18 protein-coding genes are annotated in these 19,718 nt (G+C 66.8%); 11 read left to right on the top strand and 7 right to left on the bottom strand.

Annotated features, from left to right (window positions below; genetic code table 11):
* Positions 1–31: 31 nt before the first annotated feature.
* Both ACFWPK_RS31745 and ACFWPK_RS31740 read right to left on the bottom strand, forming a co-directional pair.
* Positions 32–2,491: a DUF6049 family protein gene (locus ACFWPK_RS31745; protein WP_378922056.1), complete on the bottom strand. Its 2,460-nt coding sequence runs from the start codon at positions 2,489–2,491 to the stop codon at positions 32–34.
* Complete coding sequence (locus ACFWPK_RS31740) at positions 2,488–2,943, bottom strand: NUDIX hydrolase (RefSeq protein ID WP_378922054.1); 456 nt, start codon at positions 2,941–2,943, stop codon at positions 2,488–2,490. The genes ACFWPK_RS31745 and ACFWPK_RS31740 overlap by 4 nt, the downstream gene beginning before the upstream one ends.
* Before the next feature lie 201 nt (positions 2,944–3,144).
* Here ACFWPK_RS31740 and ACFWPK_RS31735 point away from each other — a divergent pair, with 201 nt between their 5' ends.
* Positions 3,145–4,608: a CCA tRNA nucleotidyltransferase gene (locus ACFWPK_RS31735; RefSeq protein ID WP_378922052.1), complete on the top strand. Its 1,464-nt coding sequence runs from the start codon at positions 3,145–3,147 to the stop codon at positions 4,606–4,608.
* On the opposite strand, the gene ACFWPK_RS31730 is transcribed toward ACFWPK_RS31735, so the two are convergent.
* Positions 4,609–5,424, bottom strand: coding sequence for a hypothetical protein (locus tag ACFWPK_RS31730; RefSeq protein ID WP_378922050.1), 816 nt, complete (start codon positions 5,422–5,424; stop codon positions 4,609–4,611). It abuts the gene before it with no gap.
* 209 nt (positions 5,425–5,633) lie between these two features.
* On the opposite strand from ACFWPK_RS31730, the gene ACFWPK_RS31725 reads away from it, so the two are divergent.
* The 3 genes from ACFWPK_RS31725 to ACFWPK_RS31715 all read left to right on the top strand — a co-directional run bounded on the left by ACFWPK_RS31725 (position 5,634) and on the right by ACFWPK_RS31715 (position 8,033).
* Entirely contained in the window at positions 5,634–6,383 is a 750-nt protein-coding gene (locus ACFWPK_RS31725; RefSeq protein WP_378922048.1) for a LamB/YcsF family protein, read from the top strand.
* A 15-nt stretch (positions 6,384–6,398) separates the two neighbouring features.
* Entirely contained in the window at positions 6,399–7,073 is a 675-nt protein-coding gene (locus ACFWPK_RS31720; protein ID WP_378922046.1) for an allophanate hydrolase subunit 1, read from the top strand.
* Positions 7,074–7,142: 69 nt separating this feature from the next.
* Positions 7,143–8,033: a biotin-dependent carboxyltransferase family protein gene (locus ACFWPK_RS31715; RefSeq protein WP_378922044.1), complete on the top strand. Its 891-nt coding sequence runs from the start codon at positions 7,143–7,145 to the stop codon at positions 8,031–8,033.
* On the opposite strand, the gene ACFWPK_RS31710 is transcribed toward ACFWPK_RS31715, so the two are convergent.
* Positions 8,002–9,549 (bottom strand): DUF4185 domain-containing protein, encoded by a 1,548-nt coding sequence (locus ACFWPK_RS31710; RefSeq protein WP_378922042.1) that lies wholly within the window; start codon positions 9,547–9,549, stop codon positions 8,002–8,004. The genes ACFWPK_RS31715 and ACFWPK_RS31710 overlap by 32 nt on opposite strands.
* 92 nt (positions 9,550–9,641) lie before the next feature.
* On the opposite strand from ACFWPK_RS31710, the gene ACFWPK_RS31705 reads away from it, so the two are divergent.
* Entirely contained in the window at positions 9,642–9,878 is a 237-nt protein-coding gene (locus ACFWPK_RS31705; protein WP_378922040.1) for a hypothetical protein, read from the top strand.
* On the opposite strand, the gene ACFWPK_RS31700 is transcribed toward ACFWPK_RS31705, so the two are convergent.
* Positions 9,847–11,160, bottom strand: a complete 1,314-nt coding sequence (locus tag ACFWPK_RS31700; protein WP_378922079.1) for an MFS transporter — start codon at positions 11,158–11,160, stop codon at positions 9,847–9,849. The two genes, ACFWPK_RS31705 and ACFWPK_RS31700, sit on opposite strands and share 32 nt — an antisense overlap.
* A 247-nt stretch (positions 11,161–11,407) precedes the next feature.
* Between ACFWPK_RS31700 and ACFWPK_RS31695 the strand changes: the two genes are divergently transcribed.
* Positions 11,408–12,127 carry a pirin family protein gene (locus ACFWPK_RS31695; RefSeq protein WP_378922077.1) on the top strand — a complete coding sequence of 240 codons (720 nt, stop codon included), beginning with the start codon at positions 11,408–11,410 and terminating at the stop codon, positions 12,125–12,127.
* Between the two features lie 2 nt (positions 12,128–12,129).
* Here the strand turns inward: ACFWPK_RS31695 and ACFWPK_RS31690 are convergent, their stop codons facing one another.
* Positions 12,130–12,660: a hypothetical protein gene (locus ACFWPK_RS31690; RefSeq protein WP_378922038.1), complete on the bottom strand. Its 531-nt coding sequence runs from the start codon at positions 12,658–12,660 to the stop codon at positions 12,130–12,132.
* 221 nt (positions 12,661–12,881) lie between these two features.
* On the opposite strand from ACFWPK_RS31690, the gene ACFWPK_RS31685 reads away from it, so the two are divergent.
* Positions 12,882–13,736 carry a helix-turn-helix domain-containing protein gene (locus ACFWPK_RS31685; RefSeq protein WP_378922036.1) on the top strand — a complete coding sequence of 285 codons (855 nt, stop codon included), beginning with the start codon at positions 12,882–12,884 and terminating at the stop codon, positions 13,734–13,736.
* A gap of 10 nt (positions 13,737–13,746) precedes the next feature.
* Entirely contained in the window at positions 13,747–14,112 is a 366-nt protein-coding gene (locus ACFWPK_RS31680) for a DUF397 domain-containing protein (RefSeq protein ID WP_378922034.1), read from the top strand.
* Positions 14,113–14,168: 56 nt separating this feature from the next.
* Here the strand turns inward: ACFWPK_RS31680 and ACFWPK_RS31675 are convergent, their stop codons facing one another.
* On the bottom strand, positions 14,169–15,281 hold the full coding sequence (locus tag ACFWPK_RS31675; RefSeq protein ID WP_378922075.1) for an ABC transporter substrate-binding protein: 1,113 nt from the start codon (positions 15,279–15,281) through the stop codon (positions 14,169–14,171).
* A 361-nt stretch (positions 15,282–15,642) separates the two neighbouring features.
* Here ACFWPK_RS31675 and ACFWPK_RS31670 point away from each other — a divergent pair, with 361 nt between their 5' ends.
* The 3 genes from ACFWPK_RS31670 (at position 15,643) to ACFWPK_RS31660 (ending at position 19,699) form a co-directional block, all read left to right on the top strand.
* Entirely contained in the window at positions 15,643–16,785 is a 1,143-nt protein-coding gene (locus ACFWPK_RS31670) for an RNA-guided endonuclease InsQ/TnpB family protein (protein WP_378922031.1), read from the top strand.
* 19 nt (positions 16,786–16,804) lie between these two features.
* The gene (locus ACFWPK_RS31665; RefSeq protein ID WP_378922029.1) at positions 16,805–18,880 is read left to right on the top strand and encodes a M13 family metallopeptidase; all 2,076 of its coding nucleotides are present in this window, start codon (positions 16,805–16,807) and stop codon (positions 18,878–18,880) included.
* Between the two features lie 66 nt (positions 18,881–18,946).
* Complete coding sequence (locus tag ACFWPK_RS31660) at positions 18,947–19,699, top strand: MBL fold metallo-hydrolase (RefSeq protein WP_378922027.1); 753 nt, start codon at positions 18,947–18,949, stop codon at positions 19,697–19,699.
* Positions 19,700–19,718 lie beyond the last annotated feature (19 nt).

The raw sequence follows: 19,718 nt of genomic DNA, 5'->3' as shown, positions 1-19,718 counted from the left end.
GGTGCCCTGACCGCGCGTCAGGCGCGGGCGTTCACTGCCGCTGCAGTCGCTGACGTGCGCGCCGCAGCCGACCCGCCCGTTCCACCGTCTCCGGGGTGAACCCTTCGTCGGCGGGGTCGGGTTGCCCGCGGAACCGCCGCAGCAGTCGGCGCCCGGCCAGCAGCAACAGCAGTATCGCGGCACATGCGGTAATTATGGCCAGGGCCTGACCGTAGGCGTTCGAGCGCACCGAGACCGAGGTCGCCTCTCCTAGCGCTATCCCGTCCGGGGTGGTAAGGGCGATCGGAATCACCAGCTTACGGCTGTCGCTCACCTCGGTCGGAATCTGGAACGACCGGGTACCGGACGGCGGAAGCAGCTGTTCGCCGATATCGGTGATGTTCGTCTCGGCAGGCGCTTCGATCCGGAACATCACCCGGATGGCGACGGGCAGTTCATTGCGCGCCACCAGCAGCAACGGGCTCTGCTCGGAGGCCAGCGTGTACACCCCGCCCGGCGGCAGCACCGAGACCGAGGAGAACATCGTGTCCAGTTCCCGGGTCGCCTGGTCGATGCGCCGCTGGGCGTGCAGGTCGGCGAGTGTGTCGTTGTCGGCCCTGCGGTCGGACAGGCTCAGGGCGCGCAGCAGATCCTCGCGCGCCGGGGTCAGGAACGCGTGTGGGGTGAGCTCGGATTCGGGCAGTTCGACCAGTGCGCGCATCAGCTCGGTCACCCGGGCGCCCTGGGCGTGAATCGGTCCGATGAACTCTTCCGGCGCCGCGTCCTGGGCGGCGCGCGGCAGATATTCCAGCGCGAACGGCCGCGGATCGGGCGCCTGGGCGACGAGGTCGGTGAAGGCGCGCGGGCTCGCGAGGTTGTTGCGGGTGAGCAGTTCGACCTGCTTGAGCAGCGCGACGCCCTCCTCCCGGCTGGCACCCCACTGCTGCGGCGGCATCAGCAACTGCGATCGCGGCCGGTCCGGCGACGGATTGAGCGCGCTCCACGCCATCGCGCCGAGCGCGTCCTGCAATCGGGCCGAGCGCGAATCGTTGGTGACGTCGAAACGCACCTTCGACGGCGTGAACGACGGCGTCGGCGGATTCGAACCGACCGCGGCCAGCGCGGTCGCCGACCAGATATCGAAGGTGGTCACGCGCAGCGCGGGATCGGTCCCCACGGCGGCACCGGCGGGCGGTTCGACGCTCACATTCGGCACCCGCACGACATCGGGCGCGGGCTGTTCCCCACCCACGACGACATCGGGCGTGAGCATGGTCGGCGCGGTGGTGAGCGCGTTGTCGGTATCGGGCGGCGACCCGTCACCCGACACCGCCGAACCGGCAAGCACCGCCGTCCCGTACCCGTGCTGGCGCAACAACTGCCCGGCCGGATCGTCGATGCTGCCCGAGTCGGGCAGGCTCACCCCGCGCAACGACTGCGTGCCGAGGATCGAGTCCACTACATCGGCGGGCGCGAGCAGCGCCCGCGCCGACAGACCAGGATCGTTCACCGAGGCCAGCGCCGAGATGTCGACCTGCGCGAACGGCAAGGCCACCGTGCACATCGACCCCGCCAGCGCGCGCAACCGGTCGAGCCAGGCCTGCGCGTTCGCCGCCCCGGTCCCCTCCCTGGTCGCCCCGCTCGGATCCGACGGACTCGCCAGCACCCGATAGCCGCGCGTCATGGTCTGCACGGTCGAGACGAGGTCGGGATCGATGGCGATACACACCGATCCGGCGACCCCTTTGTCTTTGCCCGGCGTCGGCACCACCGATTCCAGGGCCGCGACGAGCTGTTCGAGGCGTCCACCCTTGCCGACCGAGGCCGCCAGTTCGTCATCGATCAGTTCGACCTGGCCGTTCACCGCGCCGGGTTTACCCGCGACCATGCGCGGCCGGTCGGCCAGCGGCCAGATCATCGTGGTCGCGACGGGCGACGCTTCCGGCGGTGCCCCGACCGGTGGATTCGTGTCGTCGGTGCCGGGCAGCCCAAGCACGGGAAGCAGGAACCGCGCGTCGTCGAGCCGGGCCTGGGTGCCGTAGGCGGGTTCGCCGTTGACATTGAGCAGCAGCGGATACACACCGGGATCGGTCAGCCCCAGCGATGCCTCCGAGCCAGCGCGCAACGCGATACTCACCGAGAACTGTTTGCGCTGACCGGGACTCAACTGCGGCGCCACATCCTGGAACGGACCGGTCACCTCGTAGTTCACCTGGTCCAGACGCAGCGAGCTGCGCAACCCACTCGGCGAATCCACCGCGGCAGCCCGCTGGATTCGCACGCTCACATCGTCGACGACCCGGTCGCCGATATTGGTGACCGTGCCCGACACCGTCAGCTTCGGGTCGCTGCCGGTGGTGACCGTGCCCGGCGCCACCGCGTCAAGGGTCAGCTTGAGAAACTTCGGCGTTCCCGACCCGTCCGTTTGAGCGTGCGCGACCGCGGGCAGCAGCGTCATCGAACCCAAGATGGTCAGGACCGCCGTGATCAGCCGGATCAGTCCACCCGTCATCGCTTGCCGGTCTCCATCCGGTCGATCAATCGATTCGCCACTTCGGCCAGCCGCCGTTCGTCGGCGTAGGCCAATCGGGAATCCAACTCGCTCAACGGAACCCACGCAACCTGGGTGACTTCGACGTCGGCATCGGACAATTCACCACCGAGACATCGCAGCAGGAAATGGTGCACGGTCTTGTGTACCCGTCTGCCCTCGGTGACGAACCAGTAATCGATACTGCCGAGTTCGGCGACCACTTCGCCGTCGATCCCGGTCTCCTCGGCGACTTCGCGGATGGCGGTCTGCTCGGAGGTCTCGCCCTGCTCGATATGTCCTTTGGGCAGCGACCACAACAGCCGGCCGCGTCGGTCGGTGCGGCCGATCAGGGCGGCGGTGCGCTGGTCTTTGGGACCGTCGAGGCCCTCGACGACCAGTCCGCCTGCCGAGGTTTCCCGCACGGTGCGCATGCGAGGTTTGCCGGCAGAGTTCGCCGAACCACGCCGCCGCGGCTGGCGGCGTCGACTGTTCGCGCGATCGGCCGGAGGAGACACTCCGCCAGCTTAGCTGTGTTGTCGGCGTCCGCTTCGTGGCCGCCGCTCCCCAGGGGTCGCGGGTGCGGGCCGGGTGGGTTGGGTAATCGGTTCGACGGGGTCGGTAGGCTACTTTTCGTGGTTTCTCCTGACGTTGTCCCTGATGCTGTGGCGGATCGTCGTGCTCGCCTGCTGGCGGGGGCGGCGGTGACTTTGGGGCAGCTCAATGATGTTTTGGCGCCATTGGGGGGAATGTTCGCCGAGCGGGGGCACAGTCTCTATCTGGTCGGTGGCAGCGTGCGCGACGCGGTGCTCGGCCGGCTCGGCAACGACCTGGATTTCACCACCGATGCGCGGCCGGAGGTCGTGCAGGAGTTGATGCGTGGGTGGGCCGACCATCTGTGGGACACCGGCGGCCTGGCTTTCGGCACGGTCAGCGCGGCCAAGGATGACCAGCAGCTCGAGATCACCACCTTCCGCGCCGATACCTACGACCGGGTCTCGCGCAATCCCGAGGTCACCTTCGGCGACACCCTCGACGGCGACCTGGTGCGGCGCGATTTCACGGTGAACGCGATGGCGGTCAAGATCGCCGCCGACGGGTCGCTGGAATTCGTGGATCCGCTCAACGGCATCGACGCGCTGCTCGATGGTGTGCTCGATACCCCTGCGGCGCCACAGGATTCGTTCGACGACGATCCGCTGCGCATGCTGCGGGCCGCGCGCTTCGTCGCCCAGCTGGGGTTCGAGGTGGCGCCGCGGGTGCGTGCGGCGATCATCGAGATGGCCGATCAGATCGACCGGATCACCGCCGAGCGGGTGCGCGCCGAACTCGACAAGCTGATCGGTGCCGCCCACCCGATCGACGGCATCAACCTGATGTGCGACACCGGTCTGGCGCAGCGGGTGCTGCCCGAGGTGCCCGCGATGAAGCTCGAGATCGACGAGCACCACCAGCACAAGGACGTGTACCAGCACTCTTTGACGGTGCTCTCGCAGGCGATCGACCAGGAGGAAGGCGACCCCGACCTGGTGTTGCGCTGGGCGGCGCTGCTGCACGACATCGGCAAGCCCGACACCAAGCGCAACGAGCCCGCGGGCGGGGTCAGCTTCCACCATCACGAGGTGGTCGGCGCGAAGATGGTGCGCAAGCGGATGCGGGCGCTGAAGTATCCGAAGGCGTTCACCGAAGAGGTTGCGCGCCTGGTGTTTCTGCACTTGCGTTTCCACGGATACGGCAAGGGACAGTGGACGGATTCGGCGGTGCGCCGGTATGTCACCGACGCCGACGACCTGCTCGACCGGCTGCACAAGCTGGTACGCGCCGACTGCACCACCCGCAACAAGCGGCGCGCCGCCGCGCTGAGCTCGACCTACGACGAGCTGGAGGAGCGGATCGCGGCGCTGCGCGCGCAGGAGGATCTGGCGCGGGTGCGCCCGGATCTGGATGGCAACGCGATCATGGAACTGCTCGGTCTGCCACCGGGTCCGCAGGTGGGTAAGGCGTGGAAGTTCCTGAAGGATCTGCGCCTTGACCGCGGTCCGATGACGAGGGAAGAAGCCGAAGCCGCCCTCCAGGAATGGTGGAATACCCAGAACTGATCAGAAGACGATCAGCGTTGTTCCCGCGATGATGGCGTCGCGGATCTGGGTCAGGTCGAACGAGCCGGTGGTCTCCGGCAGTTCGAGCCGGAATTTCACCTCGTCACCGCGCCGGTGCGCGTAGGAAATGCTCGCCCGGTTGGGCAGATCGTCGAGCAGCAGCGCGGGCGCGGGCACGACGCGTTTGGGCAGCCGGATGCCGTACCAGCTGGCCTTTCGGATGTCGATGGTGAGCAGGTTGTCGTAGACCTGCCCGTCGACGACCGCCCGCATCTTGCGCGTGCGATGGGTCGCGACGATCTGTCCGCGATCGTCGAGCCGCACCCGCCAGTCCAGGTTCTGCGCGTCCACCCAGTCCGCCATCGCCCCGATCCCGATGGTGCCCTCGATATCGAGCTGCTGGACCCGGACCTTGGTCGGCACACCGGGAATCAGCCGCACGCCGTGCGCGACCACGGTGACCGTGTCGAAGGGATGCGAGTCCCAGACCAGGTTCGACAGCACCGTCTTGCTCTGGAAGTGCGCGCCGCGTCTGCGCACCTTGAACGTGTCGAGGGTGGCGGTGAGGTCGTGCCCGAGCAGCGTGGCGCTGATCTCCTGACCGCCGAAACGGCTGAGGATGCCCTCGCTGAGCACTGTCATCAGCACATCGGGCATAAGGGCGGTGACGGTGCCGGAACCCAGGTCGGCGACGGGATCGGCCCAGGACGTGGTGAACCCGAGCCACTGGTCGATCCAAGACGGGTCGAGCAGGCGTTTGCCCATGTCGACAGCGCCCGCCAGTGACCAGGACTTCGGATCGAAATACGTGGCCATGATGGCTCCGAGCGTACTTGGCGGAATCGCCGGTTGCCACGAAGTGTGACCCGATTTTTTGTCCGAGCGCGCCGCTCTGAGCCGGTGCTCCCGCGCGGGTACGCCTGCTGAACCACGCCCCGGTAATAACGGTATGAATCTGTGCGTTCATGCTCGAATTACCGGGGTACCTACCCGGCGAGTGACCCGCGAAGACCGGAGGGCATCGCATGCCGCTGGACCTGAACAGTGATCTGGGCGAAGGCTTCGGCCCGTGGCGGATGGGCGACGACGCCGCCATGCTCGACATCGTGACCAGCGCCAACATCGCGTGTGGTTTCCACGCGGGCGACCCGACGATCATGCGCCGCACCTGCGAACTGGCGGTGGCCAAGGGCGTGCGGATCGGCGCGCATGTCGGCTATCGCGATCTGGTCGGGTTCGGCCGTCGCGATATCGCCATCTCCCCGGCCGATCTGCGCGACGAGGTGCTCTATCAAATCGGCGCGCTCGCGGCCTTCGCGCGGGCCGCGGGCGATCGGGTGCGCTATGTGAAACCGCACGGCGCCCTCTATCACGCGGCGGCCCGCGACCGGCTGCTCGCCGAGGCCCTTGTCGCGGCTGTGGCGGAGGCCGAACCGGGCCTTGCGCTGCTCGGTCCGGCGGGCACCGAATTGGAGCGTGCCGCGCAGCGGGTGCGTTTCGTCGGTGAGGGATTCGCCGACCGGGCCTACACTGCAACAGGTTCGCTGGCCCCGCGCGGAGTTGCCGGGGCGGTGCTGTCGCCCGACGACGCCGTGTCGCAGGCGACAACTCTTGCGCTGTCGGGGACCGCGCGTACCGTAGACGGTCCCGGTACGGTCGCCGTGACCGTGGCCAGCGTGTGCGTCCACGGCGACTCTCCGGCGGCCGTCGAGATGGCCCGCCGGATCCGGGGGGCGCTCGACGAAGCCGGGATACCGGTGGAGCCGTTCAGCTGAGGGGCGGGAGGCAGGATGGACATCGATTGGAACGCGCGGATCCGACCCGCGGGTGACCGCGCCATGCTCATCACCCTCGACGACCCGCGCCCGGTGCAAAGGCTGGCCTCGGCATTGCGCGTGCACGCGATCGCCGGTGTCGAGGATGTGCTGCCGGCGGCGGAAACCGTGCTGGTCACCATGCATTCGGTGAGCTACGGCGTGCAGGTCCGCCGCGAGCTCGTCGCGCTGCTCGACCGGCTGGATCACGAGCCACCACAAGCGGATTCGCCGGATGTTTCCCGTGGAACAGTGCCCGATACCGAGCCTGTCGTGGAGATTCCCGTCCGCTACGACGGCGCGGATCTGCCAGAGGTGGCCCGGCTGCTCGACCTGTCGATCCCGGCGGTGATCGCGGCGCACACCGGCACCGTCTGGCGGTGCGCGTTCGTCGGGTTCGCGCCCGGTTTCGGCTATCTCACCTCGCCCGACGGCAGGCTTACAGTGCCGCGGCGCACCCGCGCCCGCACGGCCATCCCCGCGGGCGCGGTGGCACTCGCGGGCGGATATTCGGCGGTCTATCCGCGCGGCACACCGGGCGGATGGCAATTGATCGGCACCACCGATCTGCGAATGTGGGCGGTGGACCGCGATCCGCCCGCGCTGGTGCGGGCGGGTTCGGCGATCAGGTTCGTCGCTTCCGAGGAATAGCTGCTTCGGCGGACAATCAAGGGCTGCTCAACGGTGCGCCGCCTCGACAGCAATTCGGGGAGAGATCGCATGCTGATCTTTATCGAGCGGGTGGGGCCGCTCGCGACGGTGCAGGACCTGGGCAGACAGGGCTGGTTCGATTCCGGCGTCGGGCAAGCGGGCGCGGCCGATCGTGGGTCGCTCCGGCTGGCGAACCGGCTGGTCGGCAATCCGGAGGACTTCGCCGCCATCGAGGTGCTGCTCGGCGGGCTGGCCCTCCGCGCCGACGGTCACCTCACCGTCGCGGTCACCGGCGCGCCCGCCCCCGCCACCGTCGATGGCACCCCGGTCGGGCATGCCAGCGTGCTCGAACTCGATGAAGGCCAGGTGCTGCGACTCGGCCTGGCGAACACCGGTCTACGCAGTTATGTGGCGGTGCGCGGCGGTATCGACGTGGCCAAGGTGCTGGGTTCGCGCAGCCGCGACACGCTGTCCGGCATCGGCCCCGACCCGTTACTCGTCGGCACGCAACTACCCGTCGGTCCCCCGCCGCGCACCCTCCCGACCGTGGAATTCGCGCCGGTTCCGCTGCGGCCGGACATACTCACGGTCCGCGCCTGTCCGGGCCCGCGCGCTGACTGGTTCACCGACCCCGACCAGCTGTTCCGCGGTTCCTGGATCGTTTCCGCCGACACGGACCGCGTGGGCGCCCGCCTGGATCGCGCCGACGGACCACCGCTGGTGCGTTCGGTCGCGCGCGAATTGCCCTCGGAGGGCGTGGCGCTGGGATCGGTGCAGGTACCACCGAGCGGTCAGCCGGTCGTGTTCCTGGCCGACCACCCGATCACCGGCGGCTACCCGGTGATCGCGGTCGTCCTCGATGCCGATATCGACCGGGTCGCGCAGGCTCGTCCGGGAGACAAACTGCTGTTCGTGGCAGCACCGGCGATCAGCGCGGCGGATTCAATCGTGCGTGCATGAGATACACGTTGTAGCTGTCCCACGCCGACATCGTGAAATACAGATCCTGCGCGGTCGACCACGGATGGATGAAACCGCCGTACGCCTTCGGATACATCTCGGTGGACACCAGCGGCACCCCCGAAGTCCACGCGCCCTGCGGCTGACTCGCGGTCCGCAACACGATCTGGCCCGCGACCGAGTCGAGGTAGACCATCTGCCACTGCCGGCTCTCCTCGTCGAACCGCACCGACAGCTCACTGGCGGTGCCGTGCACGAGCGGTGTCGCCGAGTTCTCCGCCGCGGGTGCCCAACTGCCGTCCACCCAGTACTGGTAGGCCGTCTTGTTGAGCACGTCGTCCTTGCGCACCCTGGCCAGCCCGATCATCCCGATCCGGCCGTTGGGCGTGCCGAACATGTAGACGTAATCCCCGTGCGGCACCATCGCGGCCACCTGGAATTGCCCGAGCCCGAACATGTTCTCCCAGCGGGCATGCTGGTCTTTGGTCCAGGTCTGGCCGCCGTCGTCGGAGTAGGCGAGTCCGCCGTAGTTCGTCATCCACATGCCGGGAATCTTCGACCAGTGGTTCACCGACATGTAGCTCAGGAACTGCCTTTTCCCGAGCGCGAAACCCGAGGTCGGGATCGTGGTGGTCTCCCAGTTCTTGATCTTGCGGCTGCCGAGGAGCTCGGCGGCGTGGCAGGGGCTGTCCTGCACCATCGAGTCGATGGTGATCCCGTCGCTCAGGTCCTTGTCGGTGCTGTAGGCGAGCACATTCGACCGCCAGTCGGCGGTATCGGCGCCCGCGCCGCCGTAGGCCCAGCCCTCGCCGAAGGTGTCACCGAAAACCATGGCGACCTTGCCCGGTTCGGTTTCCCAGAACAGCCCGAGATCGGTGCCGTCGACCTGCCAGCGCATATCGGTTCGGTTGGCCGAGCCGTGCCCGGTGACCTGGTCGACGAGCCGCACGGATTCCACCTTCGCGGGCACGACGGGCGCCGACAGCGGGCCACGCTCGATCGGCCGGACCACCGGCGCCGGCGGCTCCTGGGCAGGCTCGCCCTCGCCACCGGGTACCGGGATCGGAATCGGCTCGATCTCCGGTTTGATCCTGATCCGGGGCAACGGGGTGGCTGAACCGGTCCCTGAACCGGTCGCCGAACCGGTCGACGTTGTCTCGTGGGTATTTTCCGGTTCCGGTTCCGGCGTGTCCCGCACCTCCGGGCACGGATTGCGGCATGGATCCGAGGGCAGCGGGACCTGCGCGACGCGCGTGTTGTCGTGCGGCGGGTCGGGAATCGGCACCGGCGTCAGCTCCGGCACCCAGACCGGGATATCGATGCTCGGGGGCAGGACCGGCGCGGGCGGCGCTGCGGGATCCGGCAGCCGGTTGACCGGGTCGAATCCCGTTTCGCCGCAGATGTTTACCGGCGGCGGCACCCACGGCAGCGGACCCGCCTGCGCGGGAACAGCGAGGATCGCGGACAGTGCCACACCCACGGCGGCAGTTCCGTGCGATACGGGTCTTGCGCGCATCTGGCTCCCTCGAATCGGTGTCGGCGAGGAACACCTGTGATCTTGTGTGAACTTACCGGAACCGATCGCTGTTGCCGTGCGTCCAAACAGATGTGAACGAAATCGAGTACGTCTTCGGAACCGGCGACGCGGTCGTGCACCACTGGTCGAGCCACGACGAACTGGCCGACGCGAGCGTCTTCGACGCCCTATGGATCGACTACGACTCCGGCATCGACAGCGACGCTTTCCTCCCCGACATCCCGCTGGCCACCGTCGACCATCGAACGGTCCTGGCGCAGGAACCCGCGGGCACCCTCAGCAGGCCACCCTGGCTCGACGGGAGTTGAGCGCGATGGCCACGATGCCGAGCGCGTAGACCCCGGCACCGGCCAGTACTACCCCGATGGAGCGTCCATCGGCCGGAATCACCAGCGCGGCCACCGCGATCGCCAACACGAAACAGACGTTGAAAACCGTGTCCTGCAGGGCGAATACCTGGCCGCGCTGATCGTCGTCGATATCGATCTGCATGCTCGCGTCGCCGGTCAGTTTGATCGTCTGACCGGCGAGGCCGAGCCCGAACGCGCCGATCAGCAGGAGCCGGTGCGCGTTGTCGATCGCCGAGCCGGTCGCCAGCGCGATCGGTGTCACGAGCGTGAGCTGCACGATCACCGCTGTCGTCAGGCCGAGCAGCACGGTGCGCGGCCTGCCGAGACGGGGAATCAGTATCGGCGTTGCGATCGCGGCCACCAGCATGCCCGCCGCCGCGAACCCGATCGCGACCCCGAAGCCGACCAACCCGCCGCTCATCTGCGCGCCGTCGGTCGGCTGACGCAGTACCAGCACCATGATCAGTGTGTTCATCCCGAACACGATGCGATGCGCTCCGATTCCGATCATCGCCGTCGTCACCTGCACCGAATGCCAGACCGCCCGCGCTCCGGTGCGCAGACCGGTCGCGATGGCGTGCACGGTGCTCTCGCTCCCGGCCGAACCGCGATCGGGCCCGAGCACCTGCGGGCGGAACCCGAGTGCCAGCACCGCACCGACCAGCGAACCGATCCCGCTGAGGGCCACCGCCACCGCCGAGGCCGAGTCACCCGCGCCGATCAGCGCGATCACCGCCACCGAGGCCGCCGCGCCGATCCCGGCACACACCGAGGCCACCGTCGCCAGCACCGAATTCATCGGCACCAACCAGCGCTGTTCGAGCACTCGCGGCAGCGCCGCCGACACCCCGGCCAGCACGAACCTGCTGATCCCGACCGTCGCCAGGGCAAGCACCAGCAGTGGGGTCTCCCCCACGCCGAGGAACAACCCGATCGCGGCCACGCCGATCAAGACCGCCCGCGCCACACTCGCGACCAGCAGCACATTGCGCCGATCCCACCGATCCAGCAGCGCGCCCGCGTACGGCCCGAGCACCGAATACGGCAGCAGCAGCACCGCGAAACCGGCGGCGATGGCCAGTGGATCGGTCTCGCGTTCCGGGTTGAACAGGATCGCGCCCGACAGGGCCGCCTGGAACATCCCGTCACCGAACTGCGCGGCCAGCCGCAGCAGGGCAAGACGCGGCATCCGCGGGTTACGGCGGACCACCGCGTGGGTGTCGCGGAGCAGATGTCTCATCGAGATCGGCTGCTCATCCGCCGTATTCGAGCCGTCCGAGGGATGAGTCGACACGCCATGACCATAGTGCCAAGGAGAACCGTCCAAGGGAGCACTCATACCCGTGAGCAGTACACCATCACCGGCGCCGAGGCGAACCGCCGCACACCCGTGGGCTGTACACCTTCACAATTGGTGCCAGAATTGAACTGTGACGCCCACATCGACGACGCCCCCGCGGATCGAACTGCACCGCGGTGGCGACCGGATGAAGACGCGGATCCCGTGGCTCGACTCGAAGCATTCGTTCTCCTTCGGTGAGCACTACGATCCCGACAACACCCATCACGGGCTGCTGTTGGTGAACAACGAGGACGTGGTGCTGCCCGGCGAGGGCTTCGACACCCATCCGCACCGGGACATGGAAATCGTCACCTGGGTGCTCGGCGGCAGTCTCGTGCATCAGGATTCGCTCGGCCACAACGGTGTCATCTATCCGGGTCTGGCCCAGCGGATGAGCGCGGGCACCGGCATCCAGCACTCGGAGAAGAACGATTCGTGGCGCCTCGACGGCAAGTCCCACGACGAGCCCGTGCATTTCGTGCAGATGTGGGTGGTCCCCGACGAGCCCGGCGTCGACCCCGGCTACCAGCAGCTGGAGATCGATGACGAACTAGCACGCGGCGATCTGGTGACGGTCGCCTCCGGCCTACCCCGCTATCGCGACCGCACCGCCATCGCGATCAATTCCTCGCACGCGGCCATGCACGTCGCCAGGATGACGGCCGACAGCCCCGGTGTGACCATCCCCGATGCGCCCTACCTACATGTTTTCGTCGCGCGCGGCGAGATCGACGTCGAGGGGCTCGGCACCTTGTCCCAGGGCGACGCGGTCCGGCTGACCCGCTCCGGCGGGCAGTTGATCCGTCCGCACGGCGATGCCGAAGTGCTGGTCTGGGAGATGCACGCGCGTCTCGGAGGACAGTGAGCTCAGGCCGAACCCGGCTGCCGCAAGAGGGTCGCCGACTTGGCATTGGTCCGGGTAGCGGCGACGATCTGCGCGAAATCCGGCCGGAAATCACCGTCGGGCGCCTGCATCCAGGTGCGATAACCGCTGCGCTCGTCGGCCGGCGACGGCAGCACGATATCGCTGCCGGGTAAGGCGACCGAGGCGCACACCCGGAACAGCTCGGCGAACAGCACGGTGTCGAGGTAGGAGTTGTCGACCGGCCCGGTGAGGAAGGTCCAGCGACCGGAGCGCGGGTGGGCGATGATCGGCCCGCAGCGCATACCGCGCGTGACGAGCAGCCCGCGGACCCGTTCGCCCAGCGTCGACGGCATCACCACCGCGCCGACCGAGCCGATCTCGAGCACGATCCGGCCGAGCGCCGCGTCGACGACGCCGTAGAGGCCATGGTGTTTGCGGTACTGGCGACAGCGCGCCAGTGCGTCCTGGATGGCCGAGTATTCCTCGGCCGCCGTGTACCCGCCCTTGTCCTCATCAGTGCGCAACGTGCTCATCACGACCTCGTCTCTGTCGACGCTGGTTCGATGTAGCTGTGAGTTCGCTCGATCGGGGCGAATCTCGGTGAGAGTTGAAGCATCACGACCCGGTGGCGCGGGAAACTTTTTCATAACGGCAGGACGTGAGGGAAAAAGACCGTTCTGCACAGCCTATAGCCGCACAACCATGCTGACAATAGTCAGTAGCTGGCGTGTCGATCGGCGTACCATATTCGCCCATGGCTCCCGTTTCGCCGACCGTCGCGCGGTGGGAACTCGTCCTGCGTCTGCGTGAACTCCGCGAGCAGCGCGGGTTCGATTCGGCCGGTTTCGCCCGCCGCGTCGGGTTCACGCCCGCCAACTGGTCCCATGTCGAGAAGGGCAGGCGGGTGCTCACCCGCACCACCATCGAACCGGTCCTCGACGTTCTCGATGTCACGCCCGACGAGCGCCACGAACTGCTCGCCCTGCTCGAGGCGAGCAAACAGCGTGGCTGGTGGGCGACGGCCTCCTCGGCCCTGATCGGTTCCGAGTTGCAGCGGCTGTACGGGATGGAGGCGGGCGCGCAGAGCATCCGCAGCTACGACAGCATGATCGTTCCCGGGTTGTTGCAGACCGAGGCTTACGCGCGTGCCCTGATCAGCGCCGATGTGATGATCCGCCCGGTGCAAGTAGACCAATTAGTCGCAATACGCCTGCGCCGTCAGCGGCGGCTGCGCGAGCCCGATCCCCTCGAGCTCACCGCCGTGCTCGGCGAGGCGACTCTCCGTCAGCAGACCGGCGGCAGCGCGGTGTTGCGCGAGCAGTTGCGGCACCTGGTGGCGCTGGTGCGTGAGCTCGACACCGTCGATGTGCGCGTCATCCCGTTCAGTGCGCCCGAAGGAGCCGTGCTCGGCGGTTCCAGCTTCCATCTGCTCGACTTCGCAAGCGATCAGCTACCAACTTTCGCCTGGGCCGAGAGCGCGGTGTTCGGTGGTCATGTCGACGACGCCGAACAGATCCGCGATCTCGGCTTCGCCTACGTGCGCGCCCGCGAGCAATCCCTTTCCCGCACCGAATCTCTCGCCCTGATCAGGGAGTATGCGAGCGTGTAAGATTCGGGGTATGTCCACCACCGCTCGTCGCCGCCCGGCCGAACACGGCTGGTTCTCCTCGTCACGCTCCAACAACGGCAACCAATGTGTCGAGGTTCGTTTCGATGGAAACACTGTCCAGGTACGAGACAGCAAATTCCGCCGCGACCCGATGAACGCCGACTCGGCCGAGCCCATCATCACCGTCGACGCCCCCGTGTGGACAGCCTTCCTGCACTCCCTCCTGACCGAACACCGCCACCCCGACCTCATCACTCACGTCTCCCCCGACGGCTCGACCACCCTCCGCCACAAAGACGTGCAGTTGCGTTTCACCGCCGCCGAATGGCAAGCCTTCGTAGCCGGCGCCCGAGACAACGAGTTCGCCTGCGTGTAACGCAGACAGGTCGAAAGACTCGAGTTCGGACAGATCTGAGCAGCCTCCGAGCTCACTCAGTCCGCGTGCAGGATCCGAAAGCGGTCGGGATCCGCCGGATCTCGATCAACGACTTGGATCGGCGTCCAAGCCCATTGCCAAACGCTGATGCCTGGCGTGCGGGAGAACTGGATCTGTCCGCGGGTGCCTTCGACCGCAACGCGCGGCCAGGATTCGGCAGTGCGCACCCAGTCTGCGCCGTGAGTACGCAGCAGATCGGCGAGGACGGCGACCGTGTCGTAGCCCTCGAAGGCGACGAAGGATGGCGTTTGGGCTAAACGCTCGCGAAGGGCAGTCTCGACTCGTGCACCGAGTGGGCTGAGGCGCTCGGGCAGGTACCGCAAGAACGGGATCGAAGCGCTGTCCTCGCCCAGCAACGTCGCCCATTCGGCGAACTCCGGTTGTCCAGCCGGTGCACCGATCATGATTCCGGTGAGGCGTTGGTCGCGGCGGACTGACTTGACAATCGACACTGCCGGCTCTGGGTGGCCGACCAGAAGAAGGAGGGCTGTCGCGCGATTGGCGAGGAGTTCGTCGCACACCCCCGTGGGGTCGAGCTCGCGCATATCGAGTTCGATGACGGTCCCGCCGCGTGGAGCGAGGTAGTCCCGCAGAATGCGGACCCCAGATGCCCAGTAGACACTCGACTCCGCTGCTGTGGCGATTCGACTGTGGCCCGCGCCGAGGAGAAAGTTTGCGTAGATCCGCCAGCCGTGGGACTGCGCCGGAGCCAGGCGAGCGACACATTCGGTTGGCTGTTCGGTGAGCGAATCAAGAACCGCGGATGAGCAGAGGAACGGCAGGCCGAGGGCGTCGGCCCTGGCAGCAGCGGCTCGAGCGACGACGCTGTGATACTCCCCCGCCAAGGCAGCCACGCCAAGGCGAGCCAATTCATCTACGGCCGCCGCGGCCTTTCGCGGATCAGCCGCAGTGTCCCGGACCACTAGTTCGAGTGGTCTTCCGACGATCCCACCGGAGTTATTGACTTCGTGAACCGCCAGCTCCAGCCCAGCAAGTAAGTGCCGGCCTGCCTCGACCCAGCCAGGCCGAGTCAGCGGAACGAGAGCGCCGATCTGGACGGGTGATCCATCAGTCTGCTCCGCGCCAGGTGGCGATGGTGGGGTAGTCATACGCACAGGATAGAAATGCCACTGAACTGAGACAACCACTCTGGCCACCACCTGCGACAAACCGGAAATCGCCAGTTCAGAAGGATGTTATCTGCCGCGAGTGTTGAGACCTTACAAGTCACTCGATCAGTTCGATGCGGCACGGGAGGCCGGGGGCTCTGCTCAGTTCGGCGTCGCCGGTGAGCAGCACGATGTCGAGTCTGGCGGCGTAGAGGCCGTCGGGTCGATCGGTTCTTTGCGTTCGTGCCGACGCAGGACATGTAGGGCTGCAGCGACATCTCTCGATATTTCGGCATACTGGACGCCGTGAGAAGGATTGTCACCGGAGGTTGTGACAGGATAGCGTGCTACATTGCCACACATGGGGGCGACCGTGGTGAAGCGGGCATTCAGGTACCGCTTCTATCCCACGGACGAGCAGCGAGAACAACTCGAACGGACCTTCGGCTGCGTTCGCTACGTCTACAATCGGGGGCTCGCAGAGCGTTCGCGTGCTTGGACGCAAGAGCAGCGCCGCATCAGCTACGCCGAATCCGACAAACTGCTCACACAGTGGAAGCGCGACCCCGAAACGGCATGGCTGACCGAGCCGTCGAAAGGGCCATTGCAAGCGGCGCTGCGGAACCTGCAAAGCGCGTACGACAAGTTCTGGCGGAAGCAGACTGGATACCCTCAGTTCAAAAAGAAGTTCAGGTCGAAGGACTCAGCGACCTATTTCTCGAACTGCTTCAGCTTCCACGACGGGCAGATCAAACTCGCGAAGCAGTCCGCGCCGCTGGATATTCACTGGTCTCGGCCGCTTCCGGAAGGCGCGCGACCATCGCAGGTCGTGGTGTCGAAGGATGCAGGTGGCCGGTACCACGTCTCGATTCTGGTCGAGGTCGCGATCGTCGAGCATGCGCCGAACGATGTCACGGTCGGTGTGGACGCAGGAGTTGCCAGTTTGTACACATTTTCGACTGGGGAGAAGGTATCGAATCCCCGGTACGAGAAGGTCGACCGGGTGCGATTAGCGAACGCGCAACGCGTTCTCGCCAAGAAACAGAAGGGTTCGCAGAATCGGGCGAAAGCTCGGCTGAAAGTTGCGAGAATCCATGCCCGAATCGCCGACCGGCGCCGGGACAACCTGCACAAGCTCTCGACTCGTCTGGTGCGCGAAAACCAAGTGATCGCCATCGAGGATCTGAGCGTGCGGAACATGGTCCGCAACCGGTCGTTGGCCCGTGCCGTCTCGGACGCGAGCTGGTCGCAGTTCCGTTCGATGCTCGAGTACAAGGCGGACTGGTACGGCAGGACAGTGGTGGCTGTCGACCGTTTCTATCCGTCGTCGAAGACATGTTCGGCCTGCGGGCTGATCAATTCGGACATGCCGCTCCATGTCCGGGAGTGGGTATGCCCTTGCGGGGCGATTCACGACCGCGATGTGAACGCGGCCAAAAATATACGTGCCGCAGGGCTTGCGGTGCTGGCCTGCGGAGATGGTGTGAGACCGCCCCGCAGCTGATGCGAGGAGGCATCTGTCGATGAACCAGGAAACCCCGACCCGCGAGGGTGGGAACCTCCGTCTCTCCGAGGGTGGGAATGTCAATTCTGATCTGAGTGCTCCCTCCGGAATTGATCTGTCCTTCCGCGATCAAGATGTGCGGGTGCAGGACGATCTGTTCGCGCATGTCAACGGGCAGTGGTTGGCCGGGTACGAGATCCCGGCCGACCGGGCCGTGGACGGTGCGTTCCGCACGTTGTACGACCAGGCCGAGCTCGATGTCCAGGCGATCATCACCGACAGTGCCTCCGGTGCGGCCGATGATGCCGATGCCCGCAAGATCGGGGACCTGTTCTCGAGCTTCATGGACACCGAGGTGGTCGCGGCGGCGGGGTTCTCCCCCATCGCCGATGAGCTGCGCTCGATCGCCGAGGTAGCCGATCCGAGTGCGTTCGCGGCGCTGCTCGGCCGGTTGCAGCGCACCGGTGTTCGTGGCGCGCTCGCCTATTACGTCGACACCGACGACAAGAACTCCACCCGCTACCTCGTGCACGCGACCCAGTCGGGCATCGGGCTGCCCGACGAGTCCTACTACCGCTCCGACGAGTTCGCGGAGATCCGCGACGCCTACATCGCGCACATCGTCAAGATGTTCACCATCGCCGCCGAGGACGCGTCGTTGGAAGGGCTGCTGCCCACTGACCCGGCCGACGCCGCTCGCCGCGTGTTCGAGCTGGAACGCAAACTCGCCGCTGGTCATTGGGATGTCGTACGGCGCCGTGATGCCGAGAAGAGCTACAACCTCACGACTTTCGCCGACCTGGTCGCCGAGAACCCGGAATTCGACTGGGCTGCTTGGGTAGACGTCGTCGCCGAGGGTCTCGACCGTGACGGCGAGGACCTGTTCGCCGAGCTCGTCGTACGTCAGCCCGACTACCTGCGCGCCTTCGCCACCGCGTGGGCCGAGCTACCGCAGGCGGATTGGCAGGCGTGGACGGTGTGGCAGGTGCTGCACGCGCGCGCCGGTTTCCTCACCGACGAGATCGTCGAGGAGTATTTCGACTTCTACGGCCGCACCCTCACCGGCGCCGAGGAGAACCGCGAGCGCTGGAAGCGCGGTGTGTCGCTGGTGCAGGAACTGCTCGGTGAAGCGGTCGGCAAACTGTATGTGGCCCGGCACTTTCCGCCGCAGGCCAAGGCCCGCATGGTCGAGCTGGTGGCCAATCTCCAGGAGGCATACCGCCGCAATATCACCGATCTCGAGTGGATGGGCCCCGACACCCGCGCCGCCGCGCTGACCAAGCTGGAGAAGTTCACCCCCAAGATCGGCTACCCCGACAAGTGGCGTGACTACTCCGCGGTCGAGATCGACGCGGGAGACCTCGTCGGCAACTACCGCCGTGGCTACGCCGCCGACCACGATCGTGACCTGGGCAAACTGGGTGGCGAGGTAGATCGCGGCGAATGGTTCATGACCCCGCAGACCGTGAATGCCTACTACAACCCCGGCATGAACGAGATCGTGTTCCCCGCCGCGATTCTGCAGCCGCCGTTCTTCGACATGAACGCCGACGACGCCGCCAACTACGGCGGTATCGGCGCGGTGATCGGCCACGAGATCGGCCACGGCTTCGACGATCAGGGCGCGAAGTACGACGGTGACGGCAATATGCAGGACTGGTGGACCGACGAGGACCGCGCCGAGTTCGGCAAGCGCACCAAGGCGCTGATCGACCAGTACAACGTGCTCTCCCCCGCCGACCTGGACGACGAGCACACCGTGAACGGCGAGTTCACCATCGGCGAGAACATCGGCGACCTGGGCGGCCTCTCGATCGCCCTTGCCGCCTACAAGATCTCGCTCGACGGCGGGCAAGCCCCGGTCATCGACGACCTCACCGGCTTGCAGCGCGTCTTCTACGGCTGGGCGCAGGTCTGGCGCACCAAGGCGCGCACCGAGGAAGCCATCCGCCGCCTCGCCGTCGACCCGCACTCCCCGCCGGAGTTCCGCTGCAACGCGGTGATCCGCAATATCGACAGCTTCTACGAAGCCTTCGACGTGACCCCCGCCGACAAGCTGTTCCTGAAGCCCGAGGAACGCGTGACAATCTGGTGATGCGACTCGACCCTGCCGGTGCCGGTCATCGGCAGGGTCGAAATCCATTGCTCCGGAGAGGGACCCATGCGTCACCAGCAGGTAGCCGACAATGTCTTCACCATCGCGGGCACCCATGTGAACATGGTCCTGCTCCGCGACGGCCGCGACCTCACGCTCATCGACGCGGGCTGGCACGGCGACGCCGCCACCATCGAGAAGTCGATCCGGGCCCTCGGCCACCGCCCCGAGGACATCAGGGCGATCCTGCTGACCCACGCCCACCTCGACCATGTCGGCGCCCTGAACCACCTACGCCGCCATTACGGCACCCCGGTCTATACCAGCGAGATCGAAGTGGCCCACGCCCGCGGCGAGGTGCACGAATCCGCCACACCCCTCGACGTGATCAAACGCCTCTCCGACCGCAGCACGATCGGCTGGGCAGCTCGCATCACCGCCGCCGGCGGCCTCCGCAAGAACCCGGTCCCCCACATCGAAACCTTCCCCATCGAGGGCGCACTCGACCTCCCCGGTCATCCCGTCCCCATTCCGACACCGGGCCACACCTCCGGCCACACCGCCTTCCACCTCCCCGAGGTCGGCGCCGTTGCCACGGGCGACACCCTGGTTACCGCGCATCCCACCTCGAAAACCACAGGCCCCCAACTACTCCCCAACTTCTTCAACCACTCGACCCCGGAAACCCTGACAGCCCTCGAAGCTCTCGAATCCCTCGCCGCCGATCTGGTCCTCCCCGGCCACGGCGACCCCTTCACCGAGGGGATCGCCGAGGCGGTCGCACACGCCCGCGCGCACGCCGCCAACCTTCTGCGTTGAGCTGGCGACTGGGTCCAGT

It is taken from the genome of Nocardia sp. NPDC058519 (assembly GCF_042719755.1).
In the GTDB taxonomy this organism is placed as follows: Bacteria; Actinomycetota; Actinomycetes; order Mycobacteriales; family Mycobacteriaceae; genus Nocardia.
This window is presented reverse-complemented; position numbering and strand designations above follow the sequence as displayed.

Coding starts and splice junctions, on each gene's coding strand:
- ACFWPK_RS31685 (WP_378922036.1), top strand. CDS start 12,882: ATGGCTCCCGTTTCGCCGACCGTCGCGCGGTGGGAACTCGTCCTGCGT.
- ACFWPK_RS31740 (WP_378922054.1), bottom strand. CDS start 2,943: ATGCGCACCGTGCGGGAAACCTCGGCAGGCGGACTGGTCGTCGAGGGC.
- ACFWPK_RS31695 (WP_378922077.1), top strand. CDS start 11,408: ATGAAGACGCGGATCCCGTGGCTCGACTCGAAGCATTCGTTCTCCTTC.
- ACFWPK_RS31730 (WP_378922050.1), bottom strand. CDS start 5,424: ATGGCCACGTATTTCGATCCGAAGTCCTGGTCACTGGCGGGCGCTGTC.
- ACFWPK_RS31700 (WP_378922079.1), bottom strand. CDS start 11,160: ATGAGACATCTGCTCCGCGACACCCACGCGGTGGTCCGCCGTAACCCG.
- ACFWPK_RS31720 (WP_378922046.1), top strand. CDS start 6,399: ATGGACATCGATTGGAACGCGCGGATCCGACCCGCGGGTGACCGCGCC.
- ACFWPK_RS31680 (WP_378922034.1), top strand. CDS start 13,747: ATGTCCACCACCGCTCGTCGCCGCCCGGCCGAACACGGCTGGTTCTCC.
- ACFWPK_RS31660 (WP_378922027.1), top strand. CDS start 18,947: ATGCGTCACCAGCAGGTAGCCGACAATGTCTTCACCATCGCGGGCACC.
- ACFWPK_RS31710 (WP_378922042.1), bottom strand. CDS start 9,549: ATGCGCGCAAGACCCGTATCGCACGGAACTGCCGCCGTGGGTGTGGCA.
- ACFWPK_RS31745 (WP_378922056.1), bottom strand. CDS start 2,491: ATGACGGGTGGACTGATCCGGCTGATCACGGCGGTCCTGACCATCTTG.
- ACFWPK_RS31715 (WP_378922044.1), top strand. CDS start 7,143: ATGCTGATCTTTATCGAGCGGGTGGGGCCGCTCGCGACGGTGCAGGAC.
- ACFWPK_RS31725 (WP_378922048.1), top strand. CDS start 5,634: ATGCCGCTGGACCTGAACAGTGATCTGGGCGAAGGCTTCGGCCCGTGG.
- ACFWPK_RS31690 (WP_378922038.1), bottom strand. CDS start 12,660: ATGAGCACGTTGCGCACTGATGAGGACAAGGGCGGGTACACGGCGGCC.
- ACFWPK_RS31665 (WP_378922029.1), top strand. CDS start 16,805: ATGAACCAGGAAACCCCGACCCGCGAGGGTGGGAACCTCCGTCTCTCC.
- ACFWPK_RS31670 (WP_378922031.1), top strand. CDS start 15,643: ATGGGGGCGACCGTGGTGAAGCGGGCATTCAGGTACCGCTTCTATCCC.
- ACFWPK_RS31675 (WP_378922075.1), bottom strand. CDS start 15,281: ATGACTACCCCACCATCGCCACCTGGCGCGGAGCAGACTGATGGATCA.